Source organism: Lactiplantibacillus fabifermentans DSM 21115, assembly GCF_000498955.2.
GTDB lineage: Bacteria > Bacillota > Bacilli > Lactobacillales > Lactobacillaceae > Lactiplantibacillus > Lactiplantibacillus fabifermentans.
The window spans coordinates 1-25,275 of sequence record NZ_AYGX02000175.1 but is presented as its reverse complement, the minus strand read 5'-3'; the positions used below and the strand labels follow the sequence as shown (position 1 = coordinate 25,275).

The window sequence follows — 25,275 nt, the reverse complement described above, 5'->3', positions numbered from 1 at the left end:
CAAAATGTTGTGAGTCTGACAAGCTTAAATTAAGATTTTTCAACCTTAACTCCCGCCGCATCGATTGGTAACAAGTGATATTGCCCATCGAGCGTTGGATTTTGCTTTAATTGTGCTTGTAATTGTTGGAGCTCGGCTTGACGGCCCAGCGTGACGATGGTTGGACCAGCGCCACTCAAGTAAGTCCCTTTTAATCCGAGTTCATGTGCCGTTTGCCGCACGATGGCTAAGGCTGGGACTAAGTGCGCCCGGAACTGTTCATGGAAGCGATCTTGTTCTAACAAGGTCAATGCCAAGTCCCAGTTTTGCGTGGCTAAGGCCGCGACTAACGTATTGGCGATGCTACTACCGGCAATCGCCGCTTTATACGGCAGTTCGCTTGGCAAAGCTTCGCGACTGGCCGCCGTCAATAGTTCTTCATTTGGCACATAGACACTGGCAAACAAGTCCGGCGTCGGTAATTTGACGGCTTGGACGTCCCCGTCTGCGGCCGTCGCCACGACTAAGCCCCCTAAAATAGCGGGGGCCACGTTGTCCGGATGGCCTTCTAGGGCGGTCGCCCGCGTTAGCAAGGCTTCCCTAGAAATTGGTGTCGCGGCAAGTTCGTTGGCGAGCGCTAGTCCCGCCACGATAGCGGTGGAACTACTCCCTAAGCCACGAGCTAGCGGGATTTCAGACGTGACGCTCACATGTTGCGGCGTTAAATCCGGATGCAGTGACAGCGCCGTTTTAATCATGAGATTGCGTTCATCATGCGGCACTTCATTGCCAAACGGATGGTCGACTTGCCACGTGGTGCTCGGTCCTAAAACCGTTAACGTCAATTGCATATCGAGCGCGAGTCCCATCGAATCAAAGCCGGGACCTAAGTTGGCCGAAGTTGCAGGAACTGAAATTGTTAACATCTAACCACCTACGCGTTCTTTAAAACTTTGTAACTTGCTAAGAGTTGCATATTTTCTTGTTCACTAATGGCCGCCGTGATATCGGCTAATTGTTGGTCATTCATCGCATGGGTGATAATTACCACGCGCGCATTGCCATCGCCTAATTGATTTTGAATAATCCGGCTAAATGAAACTTCCGCCCGCGTCATAATGGCCGTCAGCTTCATCATCATCCCAGGGACATCGCGCATTTTGAGGGCGATGAAATGGGGATAATTAACGTCTTCGGGTGCGGCTAACACCGTATCTTGCCGATAGGAGTTGAACGTATTGCCAGTGGTATCCAAGGCAATATTTTTAGCTACCGTCGTAATATCACTCAAGACACTATTGGCGGTTGGCAATTCACCGGCACCGGGGCCATAAAACATCGTGTCACCCACGGCGGTCCCCGTAACCATGACGGCGTTATTTTCGTTTTGGACGGTTGCTAACGGGTGTTGGTCGGAAACTAAGACCGGACCGACTGAAACAGCAATCCGGTCATCAATTTCTTCCGCGATCCCGAGTAGCTTAATCGTATAGCCCAGTTGGTGGGCTTCGGCGATATCTTCTGGACTAATCGACGTGATGCCTTGGACTTGGACATGGTCCATCGACAAGCTCATCCCAAAGGCGAATTGCGTCAAAATAATCATCTTGTAGGCGGCATCGAGTCCTTCGACGTCGTTGGTCGGGTCACTTTCAGCGAAGCCCAAATCTTGCGCGGAACTCAAAGCTTGGTCATATGACCAGTGCTTCGTCAACATCTGCGTCATGATATAGTTGGTCGTCCCGTTAACGATTCCCATGACGCGTTGAATCTTGTCCGCGGCAAAACTATTGTCAATGGTCCGCAAGATGGGAATCCCACCAGCGACACTGGCTTCATAAAACAAGTCGCGATGATTTTCACGGGCAATTTGCACGAGTTCGCGACCGTATTGGGCAATTAAATCCTTGTTCGCCGTGACCACGTGTTTCCCCGCTTGCAAGGCGCGGGTGATATATTCCTTAGCGGGATGAATCGACCCCATCACTTCGACCATGATTTGAATTTCAGGGTCATCGATGAGCGTCTCAATCTGGTCGGTCAACTTGACGTCCCCTAAATCAACTGCTTGATGTTTCTTTAAGTTGTGCACGACCACGCAGGCCAGTTCCAAATTACGCCCGGTAATTTCGGAAATCTTGCCTTGGTGGGCTTGTAACATTTTGACGACGCCGGTGCCGACTGTGCCGAGCCCGACAATCCCAATCTTGATAGTTTCCATCGATAAACCCCTCCATATTTCGTTATAGTTAAGCTAATTCTATCGAATCCCCATCAGATAAGCAAACCTTTTCAAGCCAACTTGATGGGACCACCGCAACGACTGCAACGGTAACGCCGCGTGTCCATCCGCCGCTTACGTGGATAGGCTTGGCCGCAGTTTGCACAGACATAGTGGTACCGCACGGCTTGGACGGTCCGTTTTTTCGGGGCGGGCGCATACCGGGAGCCGCCCACCGCCGCCAACAATTGCTTAAATTCAGCATCGCGATGCTGATACCCCCGACCGGCCAAGTGTAAGTGGTAATGGCAGAGTTCGTGTTTAATCACGCCAATCAACGTCGCTTCATCAAAGTCCGTCAACATCTTCGGATTGATATCGATATTGTGATTTTGTAACTGGTAACGCCCACCGGTACTGCGCAAGCGGGCATTAAAATACGCGCGGTGTAAAAACGGCTGATGAAAGTCGCGTTGGGAGATTTGTTGCACGAGTGCTTGTAGTTCAATATCCGTCATAACTAGTCTGCGCTCGGTTCGACCATCGTTAAGGCGATGCGTTGGCGCTGTTCATCGACTTCTTCGACCCACACGGTCACAATATCACCCACGGCAACGGCCTGGCGAGGGTCCTTTAAGAACTTATTCGTTAATTTCGACACATGTACGAGACCATCTTGTTTAACACCAATATCGACAAAGGCGCCAAAGTCCACGACGTTGCGGACGGTCCCTTGTAGCTGCATCCCGGGCTTCAAGTCGGCCATCTTCAAGACATCTTGGCGTAAAAGTGGCGCCGGCATTTGGTCACGGACATCGCGGCCCGGCTTTTGTAAGCTACTAATAATGTCTTTCAACGTTGGCGCCCCGACGCCAGTTTCGGTTTCCACCGGTTGTAAATTCAAGTGCGATAACGTTTGGGCTTTATCGGTACCGACATCCTTAGTCGCCAGTCCCGCGGCTTTGAGCAAAGCCTTGGCAGCGGGATAACTTTCGGGATGGATATCGGTATTATCGAAGACGTTTTTGCCATCAATAATCCGTAAGAACCCGACCGCTTGTTCATACGCTTTCGGTCCTAAGCGCGGCACTTTTTTCAATTGGGGCCGACTGGCGAATTCGCCATTTTCATCACGATAGGCCACCACATTTTGGGCAATGGTCTTCGACAAACCGGAAATATGCGTCAACAATTCCGGACTAGCGGTATTTAAATTAACGCCGACTTGGTTAACGGCCGTTTCAATGACGACATCTAATTGGGCGGTCAAGTCTTTTTGCGGCACGTCATGCTGGTATTGCCCGACCCCAACGGATTTCGGGTCAATCTTAATCAGTTCCGCTAACGGATCTTGCAAACGGCGACCAATACTGATGGCACTACGTTGTTCAACGTGCAAATCCGGAAATTCTGCCCGCGCATTGTCGCTGGCAGAATAGACCGAAGCCCCGGCTTCATTGACGATGACGTAATAAACAGGGCGATTGAGCGTCTTTAAAACGTTCGCCACGAACTCTTCCGATTCACGGGAGGCGGTCCCGTTCCCAATCGCAATCATTTCGACGTGGTACTTTTCGATAAAGGCAGTAAATTCACCAGCGGCGGCTTGGCGTTTGGCAGGGGCCGCGGGCTTATGTGGATAAATAACGAGTTTATCTAAGAACTTACCATTGGCATCCATGACCGCCAACTTACAGCCAGTCCGATAAGCCGGGTCAAACCCTAAAACGACCCGCCCTTTCAATGGCGCTTGCATCAATAAGTGATACAAGTTATCCCCAAAGACTTTAATGGCTTGCGCATCGGCGGCATCGGACAGTTCATTGCGTAATTCGCGTTCAATGGCCGGCGCAATAAAACGTTTATAGGCATCTTGATAAGCGGCTTCAATGTAAGCCACCGCGGGGCCTTGATGTTGGCCAACAAACCGGAAATGACAGTAGCGGTCAATATCGGCTTGGTCAACTTGTAAGCTAACCCGGAGTACTTTTTCTTTTTCACCCCGATTGATGGCTAAGACCCGGTATGACACTAATTGTTTCAGCGTGCTCGTGAAATCATAATATTGTTGATACACGCCTTGTTCATCCAGTTCTTTGCCTTTAGGCTTCACCTTAACGACGAGTTCACCTTTATTACGGGTAAAGTTACGGACCCAGTTACGTAAGCTGGCGTTATCGCCAAAGGCTTCCGCTAAAATCTCATGAGCCCCGGCTAAAGCATCGTCAGCGGTTAACACTTCCGCATCGGCCTTCACAAAACTTTGCGCTTTTTCAGCAATTTGCCCATTCGGATAACGCAATAACCACGCCGCCAATGGTTCCAGGCCAGCTTCTTTGGCAATCGTGGCCTTAGTACGGCGTTTTTGCTTGTAAGGCAAATACAAATCTTCCACATCTTGTAATTTATCGGCTTTTTGAATGGCGGCCTTTAAAGCTGGCGTTAATTGTTGTTGTTCATTAATCAGCTTAATCACATCGGCTTTACGACTTTCAAGGTTCGCGAGCCGGTCATAGTTATCCTTAATGTCACGAATGGCAACTTCATCCAAGCTGCCCGTCCGTTCTTTCCGATACCGCGCAATAAACGGCACGGTATTGCCTTCGTCCATCAGACCCAAGACGGCTTTAATTTGTTGCGGTTTAAACATCGTCAACGTCTGTTCGACTAATTTTAAAATTTGATTATCCATCTTTTCACCCAATCTTTGTTTGTGCGTAATATCTATATTATACCTGTTCTAAAGGTCGAAATGAGCGTGGTTGGCTCCAGTTATTTGTAAATCTTTGTTAATATGCCTCCACCTAGAAGTCGTTAGTCTATCAAATAAACCTGCGTCTATTTTCAATTCAAGCCACTCACAATCAACCAAAACATTCATATTTTAACTATGAAACACAGCCCTGATAGACAAGTATCCCCCGCCATGGCTAATCATAACGGGGGACACTTGTATTTATCTTCAATTCAGCTGCCGGCTAACCGTAATGGAAGCAGCTATGCGGGTGGCGTTAACGGCTGGTTTTCGGCCGTTTACACCACGGACGTCTTTTGAGACTTGCTTTTCAGGCTCAAAAGCAAGGTTCAAGACGTCCCTCAGGCTTGGACCGGTCCCATAGCAGCTGGAATTACGGTCAGACGGCTACGGCAATTAAAACCTAATTACATTACCGTATTCATGATGCGTTGGACATCGTTGGAAATGTGATTCATCTGTTCTTCTTGATCTTTTTCAGCTTGATTGAAAGCAGCCACATCGACCGTTTGATCATCAACATGTAAGCTAGCTGTCATGGCAGCACACGCTTTAGTATACGCGTCATAAGCAGCTACTAAGTTACGATGGCGGCCCATCAACCGGACTGGCACTGGCGCTGACTGCAACTTTTTCAAGTTATTTTGATATTCTTCGGTACCATCACTGAATTCCATTTGGATGTCGCTGAATTCGGCTGGCACCATGTCACTAAGGGCATCCTTATCTAAAGCTTGGCGAATTTTTTCAAAGGAAGGATTCAATTGTTCCCCCATCTTTTCCGTGCTTTCGATGACTTTTGATAAGACCGGCATATACGTTTGAACCGTTGCTTTTCTCATAAATTCAGAACTCTTTTCTTATGGTTTAGTTACCGTTATTTTACCAGTTATCCGGCAATTATGCGCGCCGCATGTGACGACGTTGGAAGAACTTAACGATTTCAACAATCACGACCATCGATAAGGAAGCGATGATAATGATGCCCCATTGGTAAGCGTCCAACGGTGTCACGTGGAACAAACTGTTAAATCCGGGCACAACGACGGTCATTGCTAATAAGGCAAAGGCAATCAAAATGGCCCAGTTGAAGAACTTGTTGCGGAACAAGCCGACCGTGAATAATGATTCGTGAATCGACTTCGAGTTAAAGGCGTGGAACAACTGAATTAACCCTAACGTGATAAACGCCATTGTTAACGCATCGGCATGGGCTAACGCGTCGTTAGCATGGACTGGATACGTAATCGCTAACCAGTAGACGAATAACGTAATCCCACCTTCTAACAACCCTTGGTAAATAATACTTGAGAACACGCCACCCGAGAAGAAATTGGAATTCCGACCGCGGGGTTGTTTTTGCATGATGTTCTTTTCCGTCGGTTCGACCCCTAAGGCGATCGCCGGCAACGTATCTGTGACTAAGTTAATCCACAAAATATGCACCGGTGCTAAAATCTGCCAGCCCAGCATCGTCATCATGAACAAGGTCAAAACTTCCCCTAAGTTCGCGGATAACAAGTATTGAATGGCTTTTTGAATGTTGGCGAAAACTTTTCGGCCTTCTTCCACCGCCACGACAATCGTCGCAAAGTTATCATCGGCTAAGACCATGTCACTGGCCCCTTTAGACACTTCCGTCCCGGTAATCCCCATCCCAATACCAATATCGGCGGCTTTTAACGCCGGGGCATCATTGACCCCATCACCAGTCATGGCGACGACTTTACCGCGCTTTTGCCAAGCATTAACAATCCGGACTTTATGTTCCGGAGCGACCCGCGCATAAACGGAATAATCACCAACTTTTTTACCAAACTCGGCGTCACTCATGGCATCTAATTCCGCCCCAGTAATGACCGCTGCATCATCGCCAGCTTCAATAATTCCTAACCGCGCCGCAATCGCTTCGGCCGTATCACGATGGTCCCCCGTAATCATTAATGGGCGAATCCCCGCTGACTTAGCTTCGGCCACGGCTTGTTCAACTTCGGGCCGTTCCGGATCAATCATCCCGACCATCCCGGCAAAGACGAGGTCTTGTTCTAACGTTTCTGAGTTCACGGTCGTCGGTACCGCTGTAATCACTTTGTAAGCAAACGCTAAGACCCGTAAGGCTTGCGTGGCTAACTCATGATTGGTCGCTAAAATTTGGTTCCGGACGGGTTTGGTCAATGGTGTCACTTCACCATTAGTCTCAACTTTCGTCACCCGTTTGAGTAATTCGTCGGGGGCCCCTTTGACGGCGACTAAGAATTGGCCATCACTCAAGGGGTGCACCGTCGACATTAATTTCCGTTCGGAATCAAACGGTACTTCCGCCACTCGCGGCATATCGGCCAATAATTGGTCGACGGGATAGCCTTGGTCTAAATTGTATTGCACTAACGCCGTTTCCGTGGGGTCACCCGCTAAGCCGTCCGCCATAATTTTCGTATCATTACTTAAAATCATGACTTGGGCTAAATGGTTATCCGTAGCTAAATTCGTCGTTTTAGCATCGACTAATTGTTGATTTAAGACTAATTTTTCAACGGTCATTTTATTTTGGGTCAACGTCCCGGTCTTATCCGACGCAATAATGTCGGTACTCCCTAACGTTTCCACCGCTGGCAACTTCCGCACTAAGGCGTGACGTTTGGCCATCCGTTGCGTCCCTAACGCCAACGTAATCGTGACGATGGCGGGTAAGCCTTCTGGAATCGCGGCGACGGCTAATGAAATTGCCGTTAACAACATGTTGACGAGACTTTCACTTCCGCGCCACATCCCGATTCCGAAAACCACCGCCGCAATGACTAAAATTAAAATCGTCAAGGACTTCCCGAGTTGGGTCAAGTTGGCTTGTAGGGGGGTCGTCGTTTCATCGGCGGCTTCAATCATGCCGGCAATCCGGCCCACTTCGGTCTGCATCCCAGTCGCCACAACCATCCCCGTTGCGCGACCATAAGTGACGTTACTATTCATATACGCCATGTTGAGGCGATCCCCGATGGCTAAATCGCCCGCCGTTAACGTTTCGGCTTGCTTTTCAACCGGCACGGATTCACCCGTCAACGCTGATTCTTCGACTTTTAACGACGCACTCTCAATCAACCGCAAGTCCGCCGGCACACTGTCCCCGGCTTCCAGCGCTACGATGTCACCGGGAACTAAGGCGTCACTTTTGACGGTCTGTAACTCACCATCGCGCAAGACGGTCGCATCAGGCGCGGCCATTTCTTTTAAAGCATTAATCGCTTCTTCGGCTTTGGATTCTTGGAAAACCCCAAAAATCGCGTTTAACACGACCACGAGCAAAATAATGATGGCATCGACCACTTCACCAGTAAAGGCGGCAATCAGCGCTGCTGCCAGTAAGACAATGATCATAAAATCTTTGAATTGCGCCCCAAATTTTTGGAGCATGGACGTCGTCTTTTGTTGATTTAAGACGTTATGCCCATATTGTTCGAGCCGAGCCGCGGCATCGGCTTGCGTTAAGCCATGCTCATCGGTTTTAAGTTCTTGATAGATGGCCGGCAAAGTTTGTTGGTACTTTGGTTGGTTTGACATAGTAAGTTCCCCTTCTGGCATCCCCATGAGTCTCATCTTTTATATCGCCAAAATATAAAAAATGAGACTCATGTATGCACGCAAAAAATTTGTGTGAACATACATAAGTCTCACTATTTAAGACAATACCGGATAGACGTCACTCGACGATTCTTGCTGACGATATTGCCGCGGATAACCGCTAGTTACTCCCTTATGGATATTTGTCATCAGTATACCGGATATATTCGGAGCTGTCTACTTATTTCATTCAGGTTTGGGATAGCTGTTATTGCCGCCCGTCGCCACGCGGTCGTGCGCCGTGGGGCAGACCGTGGGCCCAAAAGCAGACGGCAATATAAGTTAAGATTCCAACTGCACAAATGATTCAATATAGATTGGACAACACCCCAGCAAAATGCTAATTCGAGTACTATTCATAAAACTTGATAATCCTAAGTTACGAGTTTCTACCCACAATCCAATTCTGGAATAGTATGCAACTACTACACACCGGTGAAATAGCTATTCTCCAACTCACCAACAACCTTAGCCGTAAGCGACAAGTGGGCGCGTCGTGTCGCAATGCCTAGTTGGTGGTCTGGGCCAACTAGGTATTGGGGGCGACTTTTTCGACCAGCAATGGGTTTTGGCTGGGCGTAAAAGCGCCCTCGGGACCGCTGTTTGGCCCGAGGGCTCCCCCACGGCGCGCCCACTTGTCGCTGGAGGCGGAACCACACGCCAACAAAAAAAACGACACCTAATCAGATGTCGTTTCAAAATAACGCTATTTCCAAAAATCGTCGTAAACACTAATGGCGGCGTGCCGCTTGTGGGCGGTCTTTAAATACCATGATTCAATCTTTTCAGCCGCAGACGTTTCGATGTCTTTACCTTCAAGGTAGTCGTCGATATCATCATAGTGCACTCCTAAGGCCACTTCGTCTGGTAAAGCCGGCCGGTCGTCTTCTAAGTCGGCCGTTGGTACCTTCTTGTATAAGTGTTCTGGTGCTTGCAATACTTCCAGCATTGCACGACCTTGGCGCTTATCTAACCGGTACAATGGCACGATATCCGCGCCACCATCACCATATTTCGTGTAAAAACCAGTGACTGCTTCGGCAGCGTGGTCCGTCCCAACTACGGCACCGTGTAATTCACCGGCAATCCCGTATTGCACGATCATTCGTTGACGGGCTTTGATGTTACCCTTGTTGAAGTCGTGGATGGTTAAATCATTGGCTTCTAAGGCCGTGACCATCGCATCGGTAGCCGGTTTGATATCCACGCGGTCAACGACATCCGCGTTCATGAACTTGATGGCATCCATGGCATCTGATTCATCCGCTTGGTCACCGTATGGTAAACGCACCGCGATGAACTTGTAGGCGTCATCGCCAGTTTCTTCACGCATTTCAGCAATCGCCATTTGAGTCATTTTGCCGGCTAACGTGGAGTCTTGGCCGCCAGAAATACCTAAGACATACGTTTTTAAGAACGTATTTTTCTTCAAATAGGCTTTCAAAAAATCAATACTGCGCCGGATTTCAGTTTCCGGGTCAATGCTAGGTGCTACGTGTAACGCGTTAATAATTTCTGTTTGTAAGGGCCGCATCGGCTAAATTCCTCCTAGTAGTCTTTCTTATTCACCGTGTCACGCACAGAATGAATAATGTTAATTTTATGATCATACAACTTTTGTGACAAGTCGACCGGATAATCTTGCGGATTCAAATCCCGCTTGTATTCGTCCCAGAGCGAGTCTAAGCTGTCTGAAGAATATTTTTTGATGTCATCCAGGGCTGGTAAATCATAGATTTGCTTACCTTGGTCATAAATCGGAATTAATACTGGCCGGGCATCAAAGTCACTGACCGTTTTGTTGATATACGTAAAGCTTGGGTGGAACATGTAGATAGAATCTTCGTTGCGGGGGTCTTCGTCATATAACGTGACGTAATCACCTTCGGACTTACCATCGGCGCGCTTCGTAATCCGCCAAACTTGTTTACGACCCGGCGTAGAAACTTTTTCAGCGTTATTAGAAAGTTTAATCGTATCGACCATCTTATGATTGTCATTTTCAATCGAAACCATCTTATAAACCGCCCCTAAAGCCGGTTGGTCAAACGCCGTAATCAGCTTCGTCCCAACGCCCCAAACGCTAATCTTAGCGCCTTGCATCTTCAAGTTTTGAATGGTCTTTTCATCCAAATCATTCGACGCATAAATCTTGGCATCGGGGAAACCCGCTTCATCCAACTGTTCGCGGACCCGCTTAGAGATGTAGGCCATATCGCCACTATCAATGCGAACCCCTTGGAAATTGATCTTGTCGCCCATTTCTTTGGCAACTTTAATCGCACTCGGCACCCCGCTGCGTAACGTGTCATACGTATCGACTAAGAAGACACAGTCGCGGTACGTTTCGGCGTAGGCCTTGAAGGCTTTGTAATCATTACGATACGTTTGCACTAAGGCATGGGCATGCGTCCCACTGATTGGAATCCCGAAGATTTTACCAGCGCGGACATTGCTTGTCGCATCGAAGCCCCCGATATAAGCGGCCCGGGTGCCCCAAATGGCCGCGTCAAATTCTTGCGCGCGGCGTGTCCCAAATTCCAATAAGCCGTCTTCACCAACCACTGATTTAATGCGGGCCGCTTTCGTGGCAATCAAAGTTTGGTAATTAATGATGTTTAATAAGGCCGTTTCAATTAATTGGCAAGTGGCTAACGGGCCTTCAACTTGCATCATCGGTTCATTGTTGAAGACTAAGTCGCCTTCACGGACAGAACGAATCGTGGCGTCAAACTTAAAGTTTTTCAAATAATCTAAAAAGCCGTCAGAATAATTCCCCGTTTCACGTAAGTACGCAATATCCGTCTCCGTGAACTTAAGATTATTGATATAATTAACTACTCGCTCAAGACCAGCAAAGATGGCATAACCATTTTGGAACGGCATCTTGCGGAAAAACACTTCAAACACCGCGTGCTTGTTATGAATTCCTTGGTTCCAATAAGTTTGCATCATGTTGATCTGATAAGCATCCGTATGCAAGGTAAAACTATCATCCGGATAGATTTGAGTCATGAGTTTAATTCTCCATTTCATAAATAGGTGTATATCGATTACACAAAGATAAGCCTATTTTATCATTATTTACTTAAAGAATGCGATTCTGCCCTTGAAAAAGTTGCAGAAATCACGGTTTTCTCTATACTTTAACTAATAATAGAAAGTGAGGCCGCCTATGTCAGCACCTTTTACGACTGTTTCCATCTTAAATGTTCCGTTTATTAACACGACTAACGCTGCCTTTGTCGCCCAATTAAAACAAGATATTTTAGCGCATCACAATCGTTTCGTGGTGACGGCGAATCCGGAAATTTTAATGTACGCCCGTGAACATCCCGACTATCAACAAGTCCTGAAGCAAGCCGACTACATTACCCCGGATGGCATCGGCGTCATCCAAGGGGCGCAAATTCTCGGCACGCCGCTCCCCGAACGCATTACGGGCTATGATACCTTATTAGACCTATTACAATGGGGGCACGAACAGCGTCAGCGCGTCTTCTTTTTGGGCGCCAAACCGGAAGTCTTGAAACAAGTGGTCGCGACCGTTAAAACGCAGTACCCTAATTTAGTCATTGCCGGCGCTTTAGACGGCTACTACGACGATGAAGCCACCGTCGTAGACCAAATCAGTGCGGCCAAGCCGGACATGATCTTCATCGCGACTGGTTTTCCGAAACAAGAATTCTTCATTGCCAAATATCGCCACCGCGTCGATGGCTTGTGGATGGGCGTTGGCGGCAGCTTTGATGTCTTAGCCGGCGCCGTCAAACGGGCACCGAAATTTTGGCAAGACCATCATATTGAATGGCTCTACCGGTTAATCAAAGAACCGAGCCGTTTCAAGCGCATGCTCGTTTTACCGCGTTACTTACGGCTCGTTAAAAAGATTGCGAAACAATCATAACCGAAATTCACGTTGCGACCATCCAACTAAAAAATGCCGACTGATGAAAAAGTTCATCGGTCGGCATTTTTGACGTGCACTAAATACATTTATTTTTCTAAATAGAATTCAAAGCGATTCCCCACATATTGGGTCCGGACATACTCAAACGGTTCGCCCGTCTGTAAGTATGAAATCTGCCGCAAGCGCAATAATGCGTCGCCACGGCGGACCGACAAATATTCGGCAATTCGTTCGGAAGCGGACATCGCGGAAACCGTTTGTTGGGCTTTGCCGGGAATATACCCCGCCTTTTCTTCCAACGTCCGGTATAGCGAACTGGTAATCTCGTCTTTAGTAAATTGCTTAACGAGCCGTTCGGGCACCGTCGCAACTTCAAAACAAATGGGCGTATCATCGCCATAGCGAATTCGTTCCATCCGTAGCACTTGCTCGTTAGGCTTGAGGGCTAGTTTTTCACTTTCGGATAGCGACGGACTCGTGACGTGATACGAAATCGTTTTGCTCGAAGGAACTTTTCCTTGCGCCAGCATGAGGTCGGTAAAACTGGTAACCCCGGACATTTTTTCTTGCACTTTTTGGTTAGCAACAAAGGTGCCGGCGCCCACTCGCCGTTCTAGTATCCCTTCATCAACCAACGTCTGAATCGCTTGGCGTAACGTCATCCGACTAACATCAAACTGACTAGCCAGCTCACGTTCAGATGGAATTCGGTCACCAACAGCCCAGCGTCCGGCTTCGATGGCTTGCTTAATTTGGTTGTGAATTTGAATATAAATTGGCGAACTCATGGTACTCATCCCTTACTTCTAATAATTTATTTAACTGCTTTTTGACCGTAGCTATAAGTTGCGACTAAGTCTTGGTTAGCATCCAAGATATTGATGTCCGCATCCTTACCAGCTTCCAAGGTCCCCTTCTTAGTTAAACCAAATTCACGCGCTTGGTTAACAGATGACATTTTAACAGCTTCGGCAATGCCACAGCCAGTAAAACGTTGTACATTTTTGAAGGCGTTAATATAAGTTAACACGGAACCGGCTAAGTTACCAGCTTCCAAGCGCGCTTGGCCATCTTTAACGATAACTTTTTGCCCACCTAATTCACTCACACCATCGGGTTCGCCTTTGGCACGCATCGAGTCGGTAACCAATTCGATCCGGTCAACACCCTTTTGTTCGTAAGCTAATTTGATCATGTCAGGTACGATATGGAACCCGTCACAAATCAACTCGCAATACATGTTGTTTTCAAGCATGGCATGCCCAGTAACGCCGGGTTCGCGGTGCTTGAATTCACGTTGGGCATTGTATAAATGCGTCACGTGAGTTGCTTTACTTGCTAATAATTGTTCACGAGTGGCATTACTGTGACCAACTGAAGGCACGATGCCATTTTCCAAGCAATACTTTTCAAATTCGCGAGAACCTTCATCTTCGGGTGCGTAAGTAATTAACTTAACGCGGCCGCCAGATAATTTGTTCCAGTTGTCGAGTAATTCAACATTTGGATTCTTGATGTATTTTTCAGGTTGGGCCCCTTTAAAGGTTGCTGAAATGAATGGCCCTTCCAAATGAACCCCTTGGATAACTGGGTTTTCTTCAGCGGCCTTATTGATACCTTCCATAGAATGATCCAAATTTTCATTAGATTGGGTCATTGTGGTACAGAAGTATGAAGTAATCCCTTCGCGTGCCACCATGTCGTTAACCATTTCATTAATTTCGGCTGGATTCCCATCCATCGAATCAAAACTATAACCACCATGGCTATGCACATCGATAAAGCCAGGGACAATCGTCTTGCCACTGACAAATTCGATATCATCATCTGGTTGGGCGACGTATTCGTCCATCGGCCCCACCGCTTCAATTTCCTTACCGAAACGAATATAACCGTCATCGATTTTTTCTAAACCGGTATAGATGATGGCATGCTTTAACACTTTGCTCATGAACTATTCCTCCTTGGATTGAATGGTTCTATTATAATCGGTATAGACCAAAAATGCAAGAGTGTTCAGCCCAACGCTTTGAGTCTGAGCATTAGCCGTGCAGTCATATTATCCGGGTGCACTTTCCCGGGTGATGTGACTGCATAGCTAAGCGCAGGACTCAGTTGGGCTGAACACGTTTCAAAAAAACATAATGTCGTCTAATTAAGCAGCACCAATCCCGAGCATTGCCTAGCTAACCACCTAATGCGGGTTGGGCATTCGGTGGTTAGCATAGCAAGCACAGGCCGCTGCCGGTCGGAACACGTTTCAAAAAAACATAATGTCATCTAAATCCGCGGGCAGCATCTCGCCAAACCCACAAACTGGTCACCGAATATAATTTATTTAATCATCGACAACCTCAAACAGCCAACTTAATCTTCGCCCAATTCCTTAGCAATCGTCGCATCAATCCCTTTAACCACCGAAGTCATAAATCCAGCTTCTTCCATCGCCAATAAGCCGGCCACCGTCGTGCCACCCGGTGAAGAAACTTGATCAATCAAGTCGAACGGAATCTTGTTAGATTCTAAGACCATCTTAGCGCTACCTAACGTTGCTTGCGCCGCAATCTTATCAGCGGCCGCTTTACTCAAGCCGTGCTTAACGCCGGCGCGAGCCATGGCATCAATAAAGAAGTAAATGTAAGCTGGCGAACTCCCAGCTAAAGCTGAAAAGGTACTAAAATCTTTTTCAGCGATTTCACTCGTCTGGCCAATGGCATCGAATAACTTTTGCCCCGCGGCATATTGGTCTGCCGTCAAAGCATCGTTGCCAATCAAGGCGGTCATCCCAGCACCAATCGCGACATTCACGTTTGGCATAATCCGTAAGACGGGCACTTGTCCAACCGCAGCTTCATAATCAGCTAATTGTAAGCCAGAAACCATCGTTACAACCCATTTATCACCTGTAATAGCTGATTTAACGCTCTTTAAAACGTCTAAAGCAATATTAGGCTTCACGGCCAAGACAATCACGTCCGCCGCTTCAGCGACCGCTAAATTTGAATCCATGGCATTCAAGCCGTTCGCTTGCGCATATGGTTCATAACTCACTTGATGCGCACTGTGAATGTATAAGTCACTCGGCGCTACTGCGTCCATCTTCAACCAACCATCAATAATAGCGCGGCCCATATTGCCGGCGCCTAAAAATCCAATTTTCATCAAAAAACTCCTCGTCGTGACGTTTTATTTACTTATTAATATCGTACAAATCGGTGACGAACTTGTAAAGCCTCAACTTATTTAGATTCGGCCACCTGACTACCATCAAACCTGGAGCGATAAATCATTGATACGTTTAATGTACCAATTAGTTTCGCCAACATTTCTTTCAAACCATGAAACCCCACCCGGAGCGCCCCAAACATTGACTGCTGGCTGTCCCATAAGCAGCGGCATCAATTTTCGCAGCCACCCACCATGCGATACAACTAGCAGGTCATGCGGATTGTCACACAGCGTTTGTTCATAAAACTGCTGGACGCGTTGTTCAAACTCAAGTTCCGATTCCGCCCCTTCAAAGCGCCGTTCGGACTTATCGTGAACCTCTTGCGCGTGTTCAAATTCCCATTGCCGCGTTTGGCCGACCGCGACACCTAAGTTTTGTTCGCGTAATTGAGCTGAAAAATGAACATCCGTTACCGGCAAGGCCGCGATCGTCTGACTGGTCCGCGTCAAATCCGAACAGTAGCTTTCAAAGTCATGGGCCGCCAGTATCGGCGCCAGTTTTTTGCCAATCTGAGTAGCCGTCGCTTCGCCAGCTGCTGTTAATGGCCAATCAGTCCAAGAACCGACCATGCCATTCAAATGATGTTGGGCTTCCGGGTGTTGAATTAGAATCAGTTGCTGCATCCACATTCCCCTCCAAACGTAATTTAGCCTCATTATCGCACAAACTAGTAACAAACTGACACTCAATCAGCTTGCTTTTCTGCCAACTCAAAAAGTGGTTAATCTCAACTTCGCAGGACTAACCACTTCACCTAATTCAACTCACGACCATTAGTTTTAATTACCTGTTGATACCACTTTTCAACCGCCGATTAAGTCCGGCACGCTTCTATCTAATGGTCGCCATATCACCCAGCGCAGCGGTCATAAAATGCCAATTCACGTCACCGACACCATCTGGAATAACTCGACTCCATGTCATCGAAAAACAATCAGCCCTCATCCCGAGTTCACGCTTTAATTTAACGTCAATTTCCAAATGCCACACTTATTGCGCAATACATTTGCGTAAAAAAATACCCTTCGCTACTGAAATAGCTAAGGGTATTCGGTATTGTGATACCGATGTTTTTGTTTTATCTACAAATGCATTATACAGCGCGTTGCCTCTGCTGTAAAACTTTTAGCCATTTTTGTAAATGTTAACTTAACCTATCAACAGACTGAAAAATTCACGCGCCAATACCAGAAATTTACACAAACTTGATTGCAGATTGACAACGTAACAATTAGGCTATTTAGCAACGACTATTTGACCGAACAGCGTTGCATCCGAATACGGCTGTCTAAAAACAATTAAGGAGTGTTTTATTTCATGGAAAATATTTTTATTCATCATCATTGGGGTACCGCTATTATTAACGGCTGGCACGCCTTGCCCGCCGCGTTACGGGAAGTCTTCAGCTTCCAACGTAACGTGCACGAACTCAAAACGCTATGGCCCATTACGAAACTCATGATGAGCCTGATGCTACTCGCTACCATTGGCTCATTCCTGTTTGGCCAAGACTTTGGCTTCAACGGTTGGATTGGCCTAATCACTGGAATGGCGGTCGTCTTAAACTTGATTTTAGTCGACCAAGGCCGCTTAACCAATTACAGTTGGGGGCTTTTAGGCTGCGCCGTCTGGCTGGTGATTGCCATCAATAACCGACTAATTGGCGACATCGCTTCGCAAAGCTTTTACGTCATCATGCAATTCGTTGGCATGGCCGTTTGGCACACGCAGCTTAACGAACAAGGCGACCAAAGTGAACTGGCTTCGCGCAAATTTAGCTGGTTAGACGGGCTCTTTTGGTTTGTCGTCACGGCAGTTATTTACGCGATTGTGTTGTACTTTAGTAAACGACTCCATGGCACCCAAGTTTACTTAGATGCGACGTTACTCCCGTTAGGCATCGTCGGCCAAGTCCTCATGACTTACGGCTACCGTTCGCAATGGGTCGCTTGGATTACGCTGGATCTGATTAACGTCATCATTTGGTTCAACCAACTAAAGACGGTCAGTCCGGCCGCCACTTCGATGTTCGTCTTACAAATCATCATGCTGATCAATGCCCTTTACGGTGCGTACTTATGGTTTTACGGCCAACAAGCCGAAAAGCCCGCCAATAATTAGCCATCCGGTCACTAATAGTCGTGTCCAAAACGCCGCCATAGCTGCTTAAGCTACTCGGCGTTTTTAGACGCATGTTGCCGCCGATAAAATAACCAGTATGGGACTAACCAAGCGAACACGGTTAATAGCCACAACCCGACTTGCATTATCGGCAACGCGTTCAAGCGTAATAACACGCCCAAATGACCGCTCGTATCGCCTGCAAACCGCGACCATCCGGAAGCGGTGAACAAATAAGTGCCTAATAAATTGATAATGGATAAAATCGTATAGCTAATTAAGCTCACCACTCGGACCCCCTGACGCGAAGAACGCAAAAAGCCCCAACTAATCAAGCTAATTACTAAAGTCAGCGTTGCTGGAATGAACAAAATACTCGTCAACAGCTTAAACATTGATGCCCCAATGATATTATCAACTAGTTGCATCGCCGCGATAAATATCAGCGGCCCACTGGCAACGACGAGGGCCGTGTGAGCTGGGGTTAGCCGCCCCGGACGATGTTGGCCGACTACTTGGAGCTTAGCGGGTTGGGCCGCTCGCCGTTGCGCCCAATACTGATTACTCACGACTACTAGCCCCAGCAACGCCACCACATAATAACCGACTAATAATCCGATAGTGACCTTTTTTAAAGGCACATTGGCCATGTGATAACTAACGCCACCCTCATCGTCAAAGAGTTTGTTGCCCGCCGTCAGTAATAACCCAATCCAGACCGCAACGGTCCCGGTACCCAAATTCACCGCCAGTAAGCCGACCAAGTTATAGGAATGCCGGTACCCTAACAGTAACGTCAACCACGGTAAAATAAACAGCAGCCCATATAAGCCGGCCGATAAAATGGCGACCCAAAAGTAGGCGCCATTAAATAAATAAAACTGCGTCGCTTGGCCCGTCCCCAAGCCTAAAATAATGACCGCCAATCCAATCAGGACCGCCCGACTAACGCGGCGATGCCAGATTCGCTCCGCCCACGTGGCCAAATACTTATCCCCGTGAATACCAAGCACTAATCGGCGAATTAAACTAGTTATCCCGTATTGGCCCACTAGTATTCCTAGTAATCCCGCGAGCGTTGCTGGAATCAAAATAAAGCGCATGTCGCCACCCCTACTCATTTGATGCTTAATTATACCCGGACCAGCTTAGGCCCCGTCAATCCGCTTAAGATACCACCAGACACTATCCCATTAACGAACTAGTTATAAATTGAAGCACTGTTAATAATTTATATTTTCAATCACGGCCAAATAAGCACCCGCGTTCAACAACGATTCCAGTCACGGGTATCGCCATTTTTAAGCGGACGACGGTCCAAAAAGTTTTTAATTTTATTTATCAAAACAATGGCCAATCCGAGCGTTATGCAGCCAAATCGCAATTATTGCGCTGTTTGTAAAGGGTTTTCTTAGGTATAATAATGGCATCCATGACTAATAGGGGGAATCAGCTCATGATTGAAATTCACGATTTAACGAAGCGATACGGGAATCAGCTGGCGTTAAACCAACTATCCTTACAGATTGCACCCGGCCAAATTTTTGGCTTCTTAGGCCATAATGGCGCCGGTAAGTCGACGACGCTCAAAAGTTTAGTCAGCATTATCAACCCAACAAGTGGTTCAATTATCATTGATGGCTTAGACTTGGCGCAAAATCGGCAAGCCTGCAAAGAAAAAATATCCTATGTTCCCGATACGCCCGATATTTTCTTACAACTTTCGGCCGTCGAATATTGGGAATTGCTAGCCGCCGCTTATAATCAATCGGCGGCGGACGTCCAACAGCGCCGACAACAATTAGTCGCTTTGTTCGATATGGGGGCCCACGCCGAAGAACCCATGGCTAGCTATTCGCATGGGATGCGGCAAAAAGCGATTTTAATCGGCGCATTATTGCCAGATCCAGATATTTGGATTTTGGATGAACCGCTACAAGGACTCGACCCCCAAGCGGCCTTTGACTTAAAAAAACTAATGAAAGCCCACGCCGCCAAGGGTCGGACCGTTATTTTCTCAACACATAATCTCGATACCGCTCAACAACTTTGTGATCAGTTAGCCATCTTAAAAAAGGGCGAACTCATTTATAATGGCTCGGTCAGTCAATTATTAGCAGTCCATCCGGAACAATCACTGGAGACCATTTATTTACAGATGGCTGGTCAGGCGGCCAATGGTCAACTAGTCGATGAAATCGAAGGTGAGCCGCATGAATAAACAACAGCTGCGAGCGTTGCTAGCGGTCAACCTCAGATTATTGAATCCGCAAGCCACGGACCGCTTACGAAAAAAGGGCGCCACCGGTAAGGTCTTGACGCAAAAATTGACGCATCAGTTTTATTGGAATGTGCTGATTTTTTTAGGGATTTACGGATTGTCGCTGGTGATGTTTGATTTTAGCAAACTCCCGGGGATGTTTACGTTCTATGTGGCGCTATTCATCTTGCTAGGCATTTCGCAAAGTATCTCGGGAATTTATAACGTTTTTTTCGCCGGTAACGATTTAGTCGCCTACTTGCCGCTCCCCTTTCGCAATCACGAAATTTTTATTAGCAAATTGCTCGTCGTTGTCTTAAACACTATTCCATTCACAACCCCACTAATGTTAATCTTTGCGTTAACCGCCATTCGCGCCCACGTCTTTATCGTCAGCGCGCTACTCTTAACCATCATTGTCTACGCGTTGATCTTAAGCCTGATTTTGATGTTATGTTCGCTGCTAGTCTTCGGTTTAACGAAGCTAAAACTATTTCAGCAACATCAAAAAGTCGTCATGAATTTGATGCTGGCCCTGAACCTCATCCTCATCTTAGGCGGGCTATTTTTCCTCAATCACGGCTCGAATAACCCGAACCAGCTGGACCATGCCGTGTTGACACCGTTATTCCCGATTTTTAAAATTTTCACCGTGCCCACGAGTACGACCAGCCTGCTTGCTTTAGGCACTTTAGTGGGCCTGTCCCTCGTATTAGCACTGTTAACGCGTCAATATGTCTTGGCCCACTTAGTTGAGCAGTTGACCTTGGTAAATACAGCCTTAGCGTCAACCCCGGCCCACGTTAAACGGCAGCACCATCAACGTCACGGGCTTAAGCAGATGCTCAACAGTTATCAGCTGCAAGTGCTCAAAGAGCCTAATTTAGTGTTTCAACTATTTTCGACTTCGATTCTCATGCCGATTATCTTAATTTTCCCATGGCTCTTTTCGGGTTCTGCTAGTAACTTTAGCCAGCTGTCATTGAACTGGTTAGGCGTTTGGTTCACCGTTGGGATCTTCTTGGCGGTAATTACGGTCAACCAAACTACGCTAGTTGCTAATATTATTTCGTTGGATAAAATGAATTTTGAATTTATTAAGGCGTTGCCTATCTCGACCTCACAATACTTGTGGCAGAAGTTTTACTGGGGCTATGGCCTCCAAACAGCCATCACGGCAATTATTGCTCTCATCGTGGCCCTAGTTACTCGGTTACCACTACTATTAAGCTTAGCGTTAATTTTAGGCGTCACTTGGGGCACCTACTTGATGTCGCAACATTACTTCATTCGCGATTATCACTTACGCTCAACGAATTGGACCAACGTGACCCAATTATTCAATCGCGGGTCCGGAAATATTGGGTTAGTGCTGGGCACTATGGCGGGCGCCATTGCCGGTGCCATCATTATCGGCATTTACAGCTGGCTAATTGGCAGCCAGTCAGCCTTGGCATTCCTAATAAACCTTATCGTATTCGCAATCATCATTATTATTTCCGGCGGCTTACTATGGTATTATCGGCAGTCATTTTGGCGGACGCTGGCACAGTAATTACAACCAATTAAAGCCTGCGTAACCAAAAAAGGGGCCCTAATCGTCAAGCGGAATCACGCTAACGATTAGGGGCCCTTTATCTTACTCATAAAATAGATGTATTTGTAAGGGCGTATAAAAATTCACGCTTTTTGGCATACTTTATGAGGTCACGTGGAACTGTCAACTAAGTAGCTAAGTCATTAGGCGCCTGCTGATGACCAGCTGTCGCCGCGCATATATCTCTCAACTGACGTGTTCCTTAAATATCTAATGCTCAGCGCGGTGATGTTAAAATCTAAACAAATAAAAAAGTCGTTATACCAAGCGTTTAAGCTTAATATAACGACTACCAATTATTTCTAATTGGGCTAGCTGGGTTCGAACCAGCGCATCACGGGATCAAAACCCGTTGCCTTACCACTTGGCTATAGCCCAATAATAAAATGGAGGGGAGTGGATTCGAACCACCGAACCCGAAGGAGCGGATTTACAGTCCGCCGCGTTTAGCCAGACTTCGCTACCCCTCCGTGAATCAATCAACTATATTAGAATACATAATTTTGAATAAAAAATCAACCCTTTTTTGAAAGTTTTTTTGTTTTTTCTTCCAAATCGAGTAAAAACGTATCCCGACGCCATTCAGCCATGAAGGTTGGCTCCTGCCATTCGTTGATGCGCTTGAGGCCATAGCCCACTGCTTGATCATAATAGGTCGTATTCTCGATTTTTAATGGCGCTGGATGGAGATGGGTGTGACCAAACAACACGTGGTCCACTTGATATTGATTTAACAAGTCCCCCATCCGGGGCGTGCCGAGTAACGCATTGGCCATATTCCAAAAGGGATGGGTCGTTGAATAGTGGATATAATCTGTGCGCGGAACAAAGTGCGTCATAAAAATGACGTGCTTGTTAGCCGCCTGCGCTGCCTGCAACTGAACTGCCGTTTGTTGTAACGCTAAATCAGCCCGTTCCTGGTCGGTCATTGGTTGTTCAATGGCGCGGTCAATCCAAAAGCCCCGTTTCCATTGTTCAAAATCGGCGGCCGGTTTATCCAGTTGACTGGCAAATTGGTAATCATACCACCCGTTGTTGCCAATGATGCGCCAATCCGTATTCGGGATATCGACGAACTGGTTATGCAGGTAGCCGTTAAAATGGCCCTTTTCGAGCTCATCAAAGCTTACGCCGTGCACCATGTCATGATTACCCGCAATCCAGAGAACTTGCGTCTGATAGCTTAATTTAGCCTGTAAATCGACGACAAATTGCTGACTGCGCTGAAAATCATTAAATAAGTCCCCCGCAATCAAATACCATTGCACGTGTTGTTGCAATAAATACTCGGCCTGGGCGGTCATCATCGCCTGCGGATCAACGCGATTCACGTCAAAATGATTATCACTAGTAAATGCGACTCGAACTGTCATGGTGCGCCCCCTCAATCAAAAAAGATGTGCTATCAATTAAGATAACACATCTTTTGAAAAAATCATTTTTAAAGTACGCCCTTCATCGCGCGTTTGATCATTGGTACCATCATAAAGAGCACAATCCCTAAGATGACACTGACAATCCCAATCGTCGCGAAGTATGGGACTTCGGTCTTCGTTGAGTAGAACCGCACGATTTGCGCGTTAACGGCACTCCCAGCCGAATCAGCCAAGAACCACATACTCATCATTTGTGAAGCGAACGCCTTTGGAGCTAACTTAGTCGTTACTGACAAACCAATTGGTGAAATCAACATTTCAGCGATTTCAACAACGGCCCAGCTACCAACTAACCATAATGGGCTAACTTTACCAGCTGTCCCAAATAACGCACCTGGCATCGCCATAATTAAGTATGACGCCCCGGCGAAGATTAACCCAGTCGCAAACTTAGCCGGTGAACTAGGTTGTTTCTTACCCCATTTCGTCCATAACCAAACAAATGGTGTCGTGTAAATCATAATGAACAAGGGGTTCAAGCTTTGGAAGTCAGAGGCTGCTAAATGCAAGCCTAAGAAATCTAAGCGGGTCCGGTCAGCGGCAAACAATGCCAAGACGGCGGAACCTTGTTCTTCAATGGCCCAGAATAAGGCCGCAGCGATAAATAATGGAATATAAGCGCGTACCCGTGAACGTTCTTTCGCGTTAGTTTTTTCAGAAGTTAACATCAACGTGAAGTACGCCACTGGTGTTAAGATAACGAGAATACTAATAAGTGAAATAACATTTTCCAAGGTTAAAGCGTTCATTAAGAACATTAATAATAAGATCAAGCCAATCCCGACAACGCCCAAGATTACCCGACGAACGACTTTGTTCATTTCGCCTGGTTGCAATGGGTCGGTTGGATAAAGACTGTCTTTGCTCAACGTCTTCTTACCGTCGAAGTAGTATTGAAGTAAACCGAAGAACATCCCAATAGCGGCTAATGAGAAGCCTAAATGGAAGTTGACGTTTAACCCAATCCGTCCAACTAAGAATGGGGATACTAATGAACCTAAGTTAATCCCAAAGACGAAAATACTGAAACCGGCGTCACGACGCCGATCTTCTGGTGAATAAAGTTGACCGACCATATCCGAAACGTTAGGCTTCAATAACCCAGTCCCAATCACGATAAACGCAATTGAAATGAACAAGGCTGGTGCGCCAAATGGTAATGATAAGACCATATGACCAACCATGATTAAAATTCCACCGATAAAGACCGTCTTACGACTGCCCCAAACCCGGTCAGATAAGAATCCACCTAACACACTCGAAACGTAAACTAACGCCGAGTAAATTGACATAATTGATGCGGCAGTGGTTTGGTTAAAACCTAACCCGCCTTGGCTGACACTGTAGTACATGTAGTAGATGAGCAGCGCCCGCATACCGTAGTAACTGAATCGTTCCCACATTTCCGTGAAGAACAATGTCCGTAAGCCACGAGGTTGGCCTAAAAACGATCGATCCAGTTTTTGTTCATTATCCAAATGAATTTCCTCCAAACTTAATCAAACAGATGGAACTTCGTTTAAAAGTAACAAAAGTTGTTTCTTAATTAAACATAATAACTATTATACTAGCCTTAATCTTATTCAACAATGCTTTTAATTGATTTTTAATGAGAAATCCATTAAATAAAATCATTCTCATATTAAACATAGACTCAAAATCCCGGAATCACGGGGGAATTCAGTCATCACGGCAAAGTTATCCGCTTACATTAAAATACTTATAACATGAATTTCTAATTTTAATTACGACATATCTGCAACTTTTTAGGCGTATGCATGCGATTATGCACCTTTAAATTAGGCCATTATCTAATTAAACAAACGACGCCGGCAGAGCTCGTAACGGTGGGGTCTGGCACTGCCACGGCTAAAAATCGATTTTGGTTACAATGTACAAAAAACGGTGATCATTTTAAAATACCTGACTTCTAAATGAAGACGCAAAAAAAGACGAAAAATTAATCTCGTCTTCATGAGTGCCGGCTACCAGAGTCGAACTGATGACCCTCGGTTTACGATACCGATGCTCTACCAACTGAGCTAAGCCGGCATGATATAAAAAAGATGTTAACACTAGGGCCAACATCTACTGTCACTCCGACAGGCGGGCTCGAACCGTCGACATCTTGATTAACAGTCAAGCGCTCTAC

The 25,275-nt window shown here is 46.7% G+C and carries 20 protein-coding genes and 3 tRNA genes; 4 read left to right on the top strand and 19 right to left on the bottom strand.

What is annotated here, in order from left to right; all coding sequences use genetic code 11:
* Positions 1 to 29 precede the first annotated feature (29 nt).
* The 8 genes from thrB to DY78_RS14905 form a co-directional block, all read right to left on the bottom strand.
* Positions 30 to 905, bottom strand: a complete 876-nt coding sequence (gene thrB / locus DY78_RS14940) for a homoserine kinase (protein ID WP_024625979.1) — start codon at positions 903 to 905, stop codon at positions 30 to 32.
* A gap of 8 nt (positions 906 to 913) precedes the next feature.
* On the bottom strand, positions 914 to 2,200 hold the full coding sequence (locus DY78_RS14935; protein WP_024625978.1) for a homoserine dehydrogenase: 1,287 nt from the start codon (positions 2,198 to 2,200) through the stop codon (positions 914 to 916).
* Positions 2,201 to 2,271: 71 nt separating this feature from the next.
* Positions 2,272 to 2,718 carry a SprT family protein gene (locus DY78_RS14930; protein ID WP_024625977.1) on the bottom strand — a complete coding sequence of 149 codons (447 nt, stop codon included), beginning with the start codon at positions 2,716 to 2,718 and terminating at the stop codon, positions 2,272 to 2,274.
* Positions 2,719 to 2,720: 2 nt separating this feature from the next.
* Positions 2,721 to 4,892 (bottom strand): Tex family protein, encoded by a 2,172-nt coding sequence (locus DY78_RS14925; RefSeq protein ID WP_024625976.1) that lies wholly within the window; start codon positions 4,890 to 4,892, stop codon positions 2,721 to 2,723.
* 470 nt (positions 4,893 to 5,362) lie between these two features.
* Positions 5,363 to 5,797 carry a hypothetical protein gene (locus tag DY78_RS14920; RefSeq protein WP_024625975.1) on the bottom strand — a complete coding sequence of 145 codons (435 nt, stop codon included), beginning with the start codon at positions 5,795 to 5,797 and terminating at the stop codon, positions 5,363 to 5,365.
* Between the two features lie 58 nt (positions 5,798 to 5,855).
* Positions 5,856 to 8,510: a cation-translocating P-type ATPase gene (locus tag DY78_RS14915; RefSeq protein WP_024625974.1), complete on the bottom strand. Its 2,655-nt coding sequence runs from the start codon at positions 8,508 to 8,510 to the stop codon at positions 5,856 to 5,858.
* 766 nt (positions 8,511 to 9,276) lie between these two features.
* Positions 9,277 to 10,104 carry an ammonia-dependent NAD(+) synthetase gene (gene nadE, locus DY78_RS14910; RefSeq protein WP_024625973.1) on the bottom strand — a complete coding sequence of 276 codons (828 nt, stop codon included), beginning with the start codon at positions 10,102 to 10,104 and terminating at the stop codon, positions 9,277 to 9,279.
* Between the two features lie 14 nt (positions 10,105 to 10,118).
* On the bottom strand, positions 10,119 to 11,585 hold the full coding sequence (locus DY78_RS14905) for a nicotinate phosphoribosyltransferase (RefSeq protein WP_024625972.1): 1,467 nt from the start codon (positions 11,583 to 11,585) through the stop codon (positions 10,119 to 10,121).
* A gap of 160 nt (positions 11,586 to 11,745) precedes the next feature.
* Here DY78_RS14905 and DY78_RS14900 point away from each other — a divergent pair, with 160 nt between their 5' ends.
* Positions 11,746 to 12,477 carry a WecB/TagA/CpsF family glycosyltransferase gene (locus DY78_RS14900; protein WP_024625971.1) on the top strand — a complete coding sequence of 244 codons (732 nt, stop codon included), beginning with the start codon at positions 11,746 to 11,748 and terminating at the stop codon, positions 12,475 to 12,477.
* An 89-nt stretch (positions 12,478 to 12,566) separates the two neighbouring features.
* On the opposite strand, the gene DY78_RS14895 is transcribed toward DY78_RS14900, so the two are convergent.
* The 5 genes from DY78_RS14895 to DY78_RS16905 all read right to left on the bottom strand — a co-directional run bounded on the left by DY78_RS14895 (position 12,567) and on the right by DY78_RS16905 (position 16,699).
* On the bottom strand, positions 12,567 to 13,268 hold the full coding sequence (locus DY78_RS14895) for a GntR family transcriptional regulator (RefSeq protein WP_024625970.1): 702 nt from the start codon (positions 13,266 to 13,268) through the stop codon (positions 12,567 to 12,569).
* Positions 13,269 to 13,294: 26 nt separating this feature from the next.
* Positions 13,295 to 14,431 carry an N-acetylglucosamine-6-phosphate deacetylase gene (gene nagA / locus DY78_RS14890; protein ID WP_024625969.1) on the bottom strand — a complete coding sequence of 379 codons (1,137 nt, stop codon included), beginning with the start codon at positions 14,429 to 14,431 and terminating at the stop codon, positions 13,295 to 13,297.
* Between the two features lie 416 nt (positions 14,432 to 14,847).
* A complete protein-coding gene (gene proC, locus DY78_RS14885; protein ID WP_024625968.1) occupies positions 14,848 to 15,642 on the bottom strand; it encodes a pyrroline-5-carboxylate reductase in 795 nt (264 codons plus the stop codon).
* Between the two features lie 105 nt (positions 15,643 to 15,747).
* Entirely contained in the window at positions 15,748 to 16,332 is a 585-nt protein-coding gene (locus tag DY78_RS14880) for a histidine phosphatase family protein (RefSeq protein WP_024625967.1), read from the bottom strand.
* A gap of 208 nt (positions 16,333 to 16,540) precedes the next feature.
* Positions 16,541 to 16,699, bottom strand: a complete 159-nt coding sequence (locus tag DY78_RS16905; protein ID WP_156093393.1) for a family 1 glycosylhydrolase — start codon at positions 16,697 to 16,699, stop codon at positions 16,541 to 16,543.
* A 327-nt stretch (positions 16,700 to 17,026) separates the two neighbouring features.
* Here DY78_RS16905 and pnuC point away from each other — a divergent pair, with 327 nt between their 5' ends.
* Positions 17,027 to 17,830 carry a nicotinamide riboside transporter PnuC gene (pnuC, locus tag DY78_RS14875; protein WP_024625966.1) on the top strand — a complete coding sequence of 268 codons (804 nt, stop codon included), beginning with the start codon at positions 17,027 to 17,029 and terminating at the stop codon, positions 17,828 to 17,830.
* Between the two features lie 50 nt (positions 17,831 to 17,880).
* Here pnuC and DY78_RS14870 read toward each other — a convergent pair whose 3' ends face one another.
* A complete protein-coding gene (locus DY78_RS14870; RefSeq protein ID WP_024625965.1) occupies positions 17,881 to 18,933 on the bottom strand; it encodes a hypothetical protein in 1,053 nt (350 codons plus the stop codon).
* A gap of 353 nt (positions 18,934 to 19,286) precedes the next feature.
* Here DY78_RS14870 and DY78_RS14865 point away from each other — a divergent pair, with 353 nt between their 5' ends.
* Positions 19,287 to 20,051 carry an ABC transporter ATP-binding protein gene (locus DY78_RS14865; protein ID WP_024625964.1) on the top strand — a complete coding sequence of 255 codons (765 nt, stop codon included), beginning with the start codon at positions 19,287 to 19,289 and terminating at the stop codon, positions 20,049 to 20,051.
* Entirely contained in the window at positions 20,044 to 21,645 is a 1,602-nt protein-coding gene (locus DY78_RS14860; protein WP_024625963.1) for a hypothetical protein, read from the top strand. Before DY78_RS14865 ends, DY78_RS14860 begins: the two co-directional genes overlap by 8 nt.
* Before the next feature lie 348 nt (positions 21,646 to 21,993).
* Here the strand turns inward: DY78_RS14860 and DY78_RS14855 are convergent.
* The 5 genes from DY78_RS14855 to DY78_RS14835 all read right to left on the bottom strand — a co-directional run bounded on the left by DY78_RS14855 (position 21,994) and on the right by DY78_RS14835 (position 25,175).
* Positions 21,994 to 22,065 (bottom strand) — tRNA-Gln (locus DY78_RS14855).
* 9 nt (positions 22,066 to 22,074) lie between these two features.
* A tRNA-Tyr gene (locus DY78_RS14850) sits at positions 22,075 to 22,157 on the bottom strand.
* Positions 22,158 to 22,202: 45 nt separating this feature from the next.
* On the bottom strand, positions 22,203 to 23,075 hold the full coding sequence (locus DY78_RS14845; protein WP_024625962.1) for a metallophosphoesterase: 873 nt from the start codon (positions 23,073 to 23,075) through the stop codon (positions 22,203 to 22,205).
* Positions 23,076 to 23,128: 53 nt separating this feature from the next.
* The gene (locus tag DY78_RS14840; protein ID WP_024625961.1) at positions 23,129 to 24,601 is read right to left on the bottom strand and encodes a peptide MFS transporter; all 1,473 of its coding nucleotides are present in this window, start codon (positions 24,599 to 24,601) and stop codon (positions 23,129 to 23,131) included.
* A gap of 501 nt (positions 24,602 to 25,102) precedes the next feature.
* Positions 25,103 to 25,175 (bottom strand) — tRNA-Thr (locus DY78_RS14835).
* Between the last annotated feature and the right edge of the window lie 100 nt (positions 25,176 to 25,275).

Excerpts from the sequence above, each read along its gene's own strand:
- proC (WP_024625968.1), bottom strand. The coding sequence starts at position 15,642 with ATGAAAATTGGATTTTTAGGCGCCGGCAATATGGGCCGCGCTATTATT.
- pnuC (WP_024625966.1), top strand. The coding sequence starts at position 17,027 with ATGGAAAATATTTTTATTCATCATCATTGGGGTACCGCTATTATTAAC.
- DY78_RS14865 (WP_024625964.1), top strand. The coding sequence starts at position 19,287 with ATGATTGAAATTCACGATTTAACGAAGCGATACGGGAATCAGCTGGCG.
- DY78_RS14920 (WP_024625975.1), bottom strand. The coding sequence starts at position 5,797 with ATGAGAAAAGCAACGGTTCAAACGTATATGCCGGTCTTATCAAAAGTC.
- DY78_RS14900 (WP_024625971.1), top strand. The coding sequence starts at position 11,746 with ATGTCAGCACCTTTTACGACTGTTTCCATCTTAAATGTTCCGTTTATT.
- DY78_RS14860 (WP_024625963.1), top strand. The coding sequence starts at position 20,044 with ATGAATAAACAACAGCTGCGAGCGTTGCTAGCGGTCAACCTCAGATTA.
- nadE (WP_024625973.1), bottom strand. The coding sequence starts at position 10,104 with ATGCGGCCCTTACAAACAGAAATTATTAACGCGTTACACGTAGCACCT.
- DY78_RS14870 (WP_024625965.1), bottom strand. The coding sequence starts at position 18,933 with ATGCGCTTTATTTTGATTCCAGCAACGCTCGCGGGATTACTAGGAATA.
- DY78_RS14880 (WP_024625967.1), bottom strand. The coding sequence starts at position 16,332 with ATGCAGCAACTGATTCTAATTCAACACCCGGAAGCCCAACATCATTTG.
- nagA (WP_024625969.1), bottom strand. The coding sequence starts at position 14,431 with ATGAGCAAAGTGTTAAAGCATGCCATCATCTATACCGGTTTAGAAAAA.
- DY78_RS14895 (WP_024625970.1), bottom strand. The coding sequence starts at position 13,268 with ATGAGTTCGCCAATTTATATTCAAATTCACAACCAAATTAAGCAAGCC.
- DY78_RS14935 (WP_024625978.1), bottom strand. The coding sequence starts at position 2,200 with ATGGAAACTATCAAGATTGGGATTGTCGGGCTCGGCACAGTCGGCACC.
- DY78_RS14925 (WP_024625976.1), bottom strand. The coding sequence starts at position 4,892 with ATGGATAATCAAATTTTAAAATTAGTCGAACAGACGTTGACGATGTTT.
- DY78_RS14915 (WP_024625974.1), bottom strand. The coding sequence starts at position 8,510 with ATGTCAAACCAACCAAAGTACCAACAAACTTTGCCGGCCATCTATCAA.
- DY78_RS14905 (WP_024625972.1), bottom strand. The coding sequence starts at position 11,585 with ATGACTCAAATCTATCCGGATGATAGTTTTACCTTGCATACGGATGCT.
- DY78_RS14930 (WP_024625977.1), bottom strand. The coding sequence starts at position 2,718 with ATGACGGATATTGAACTACAAGCACTCGTGCAACAAATCTCCCAACGC.
- thrB (WP_024625979.1), bottom strand. The coding sequence starts at position 905 with ATGTTAACAATTTCAGTTCCTGCAACTTCGGCCAACTTAGGTCCCGGC.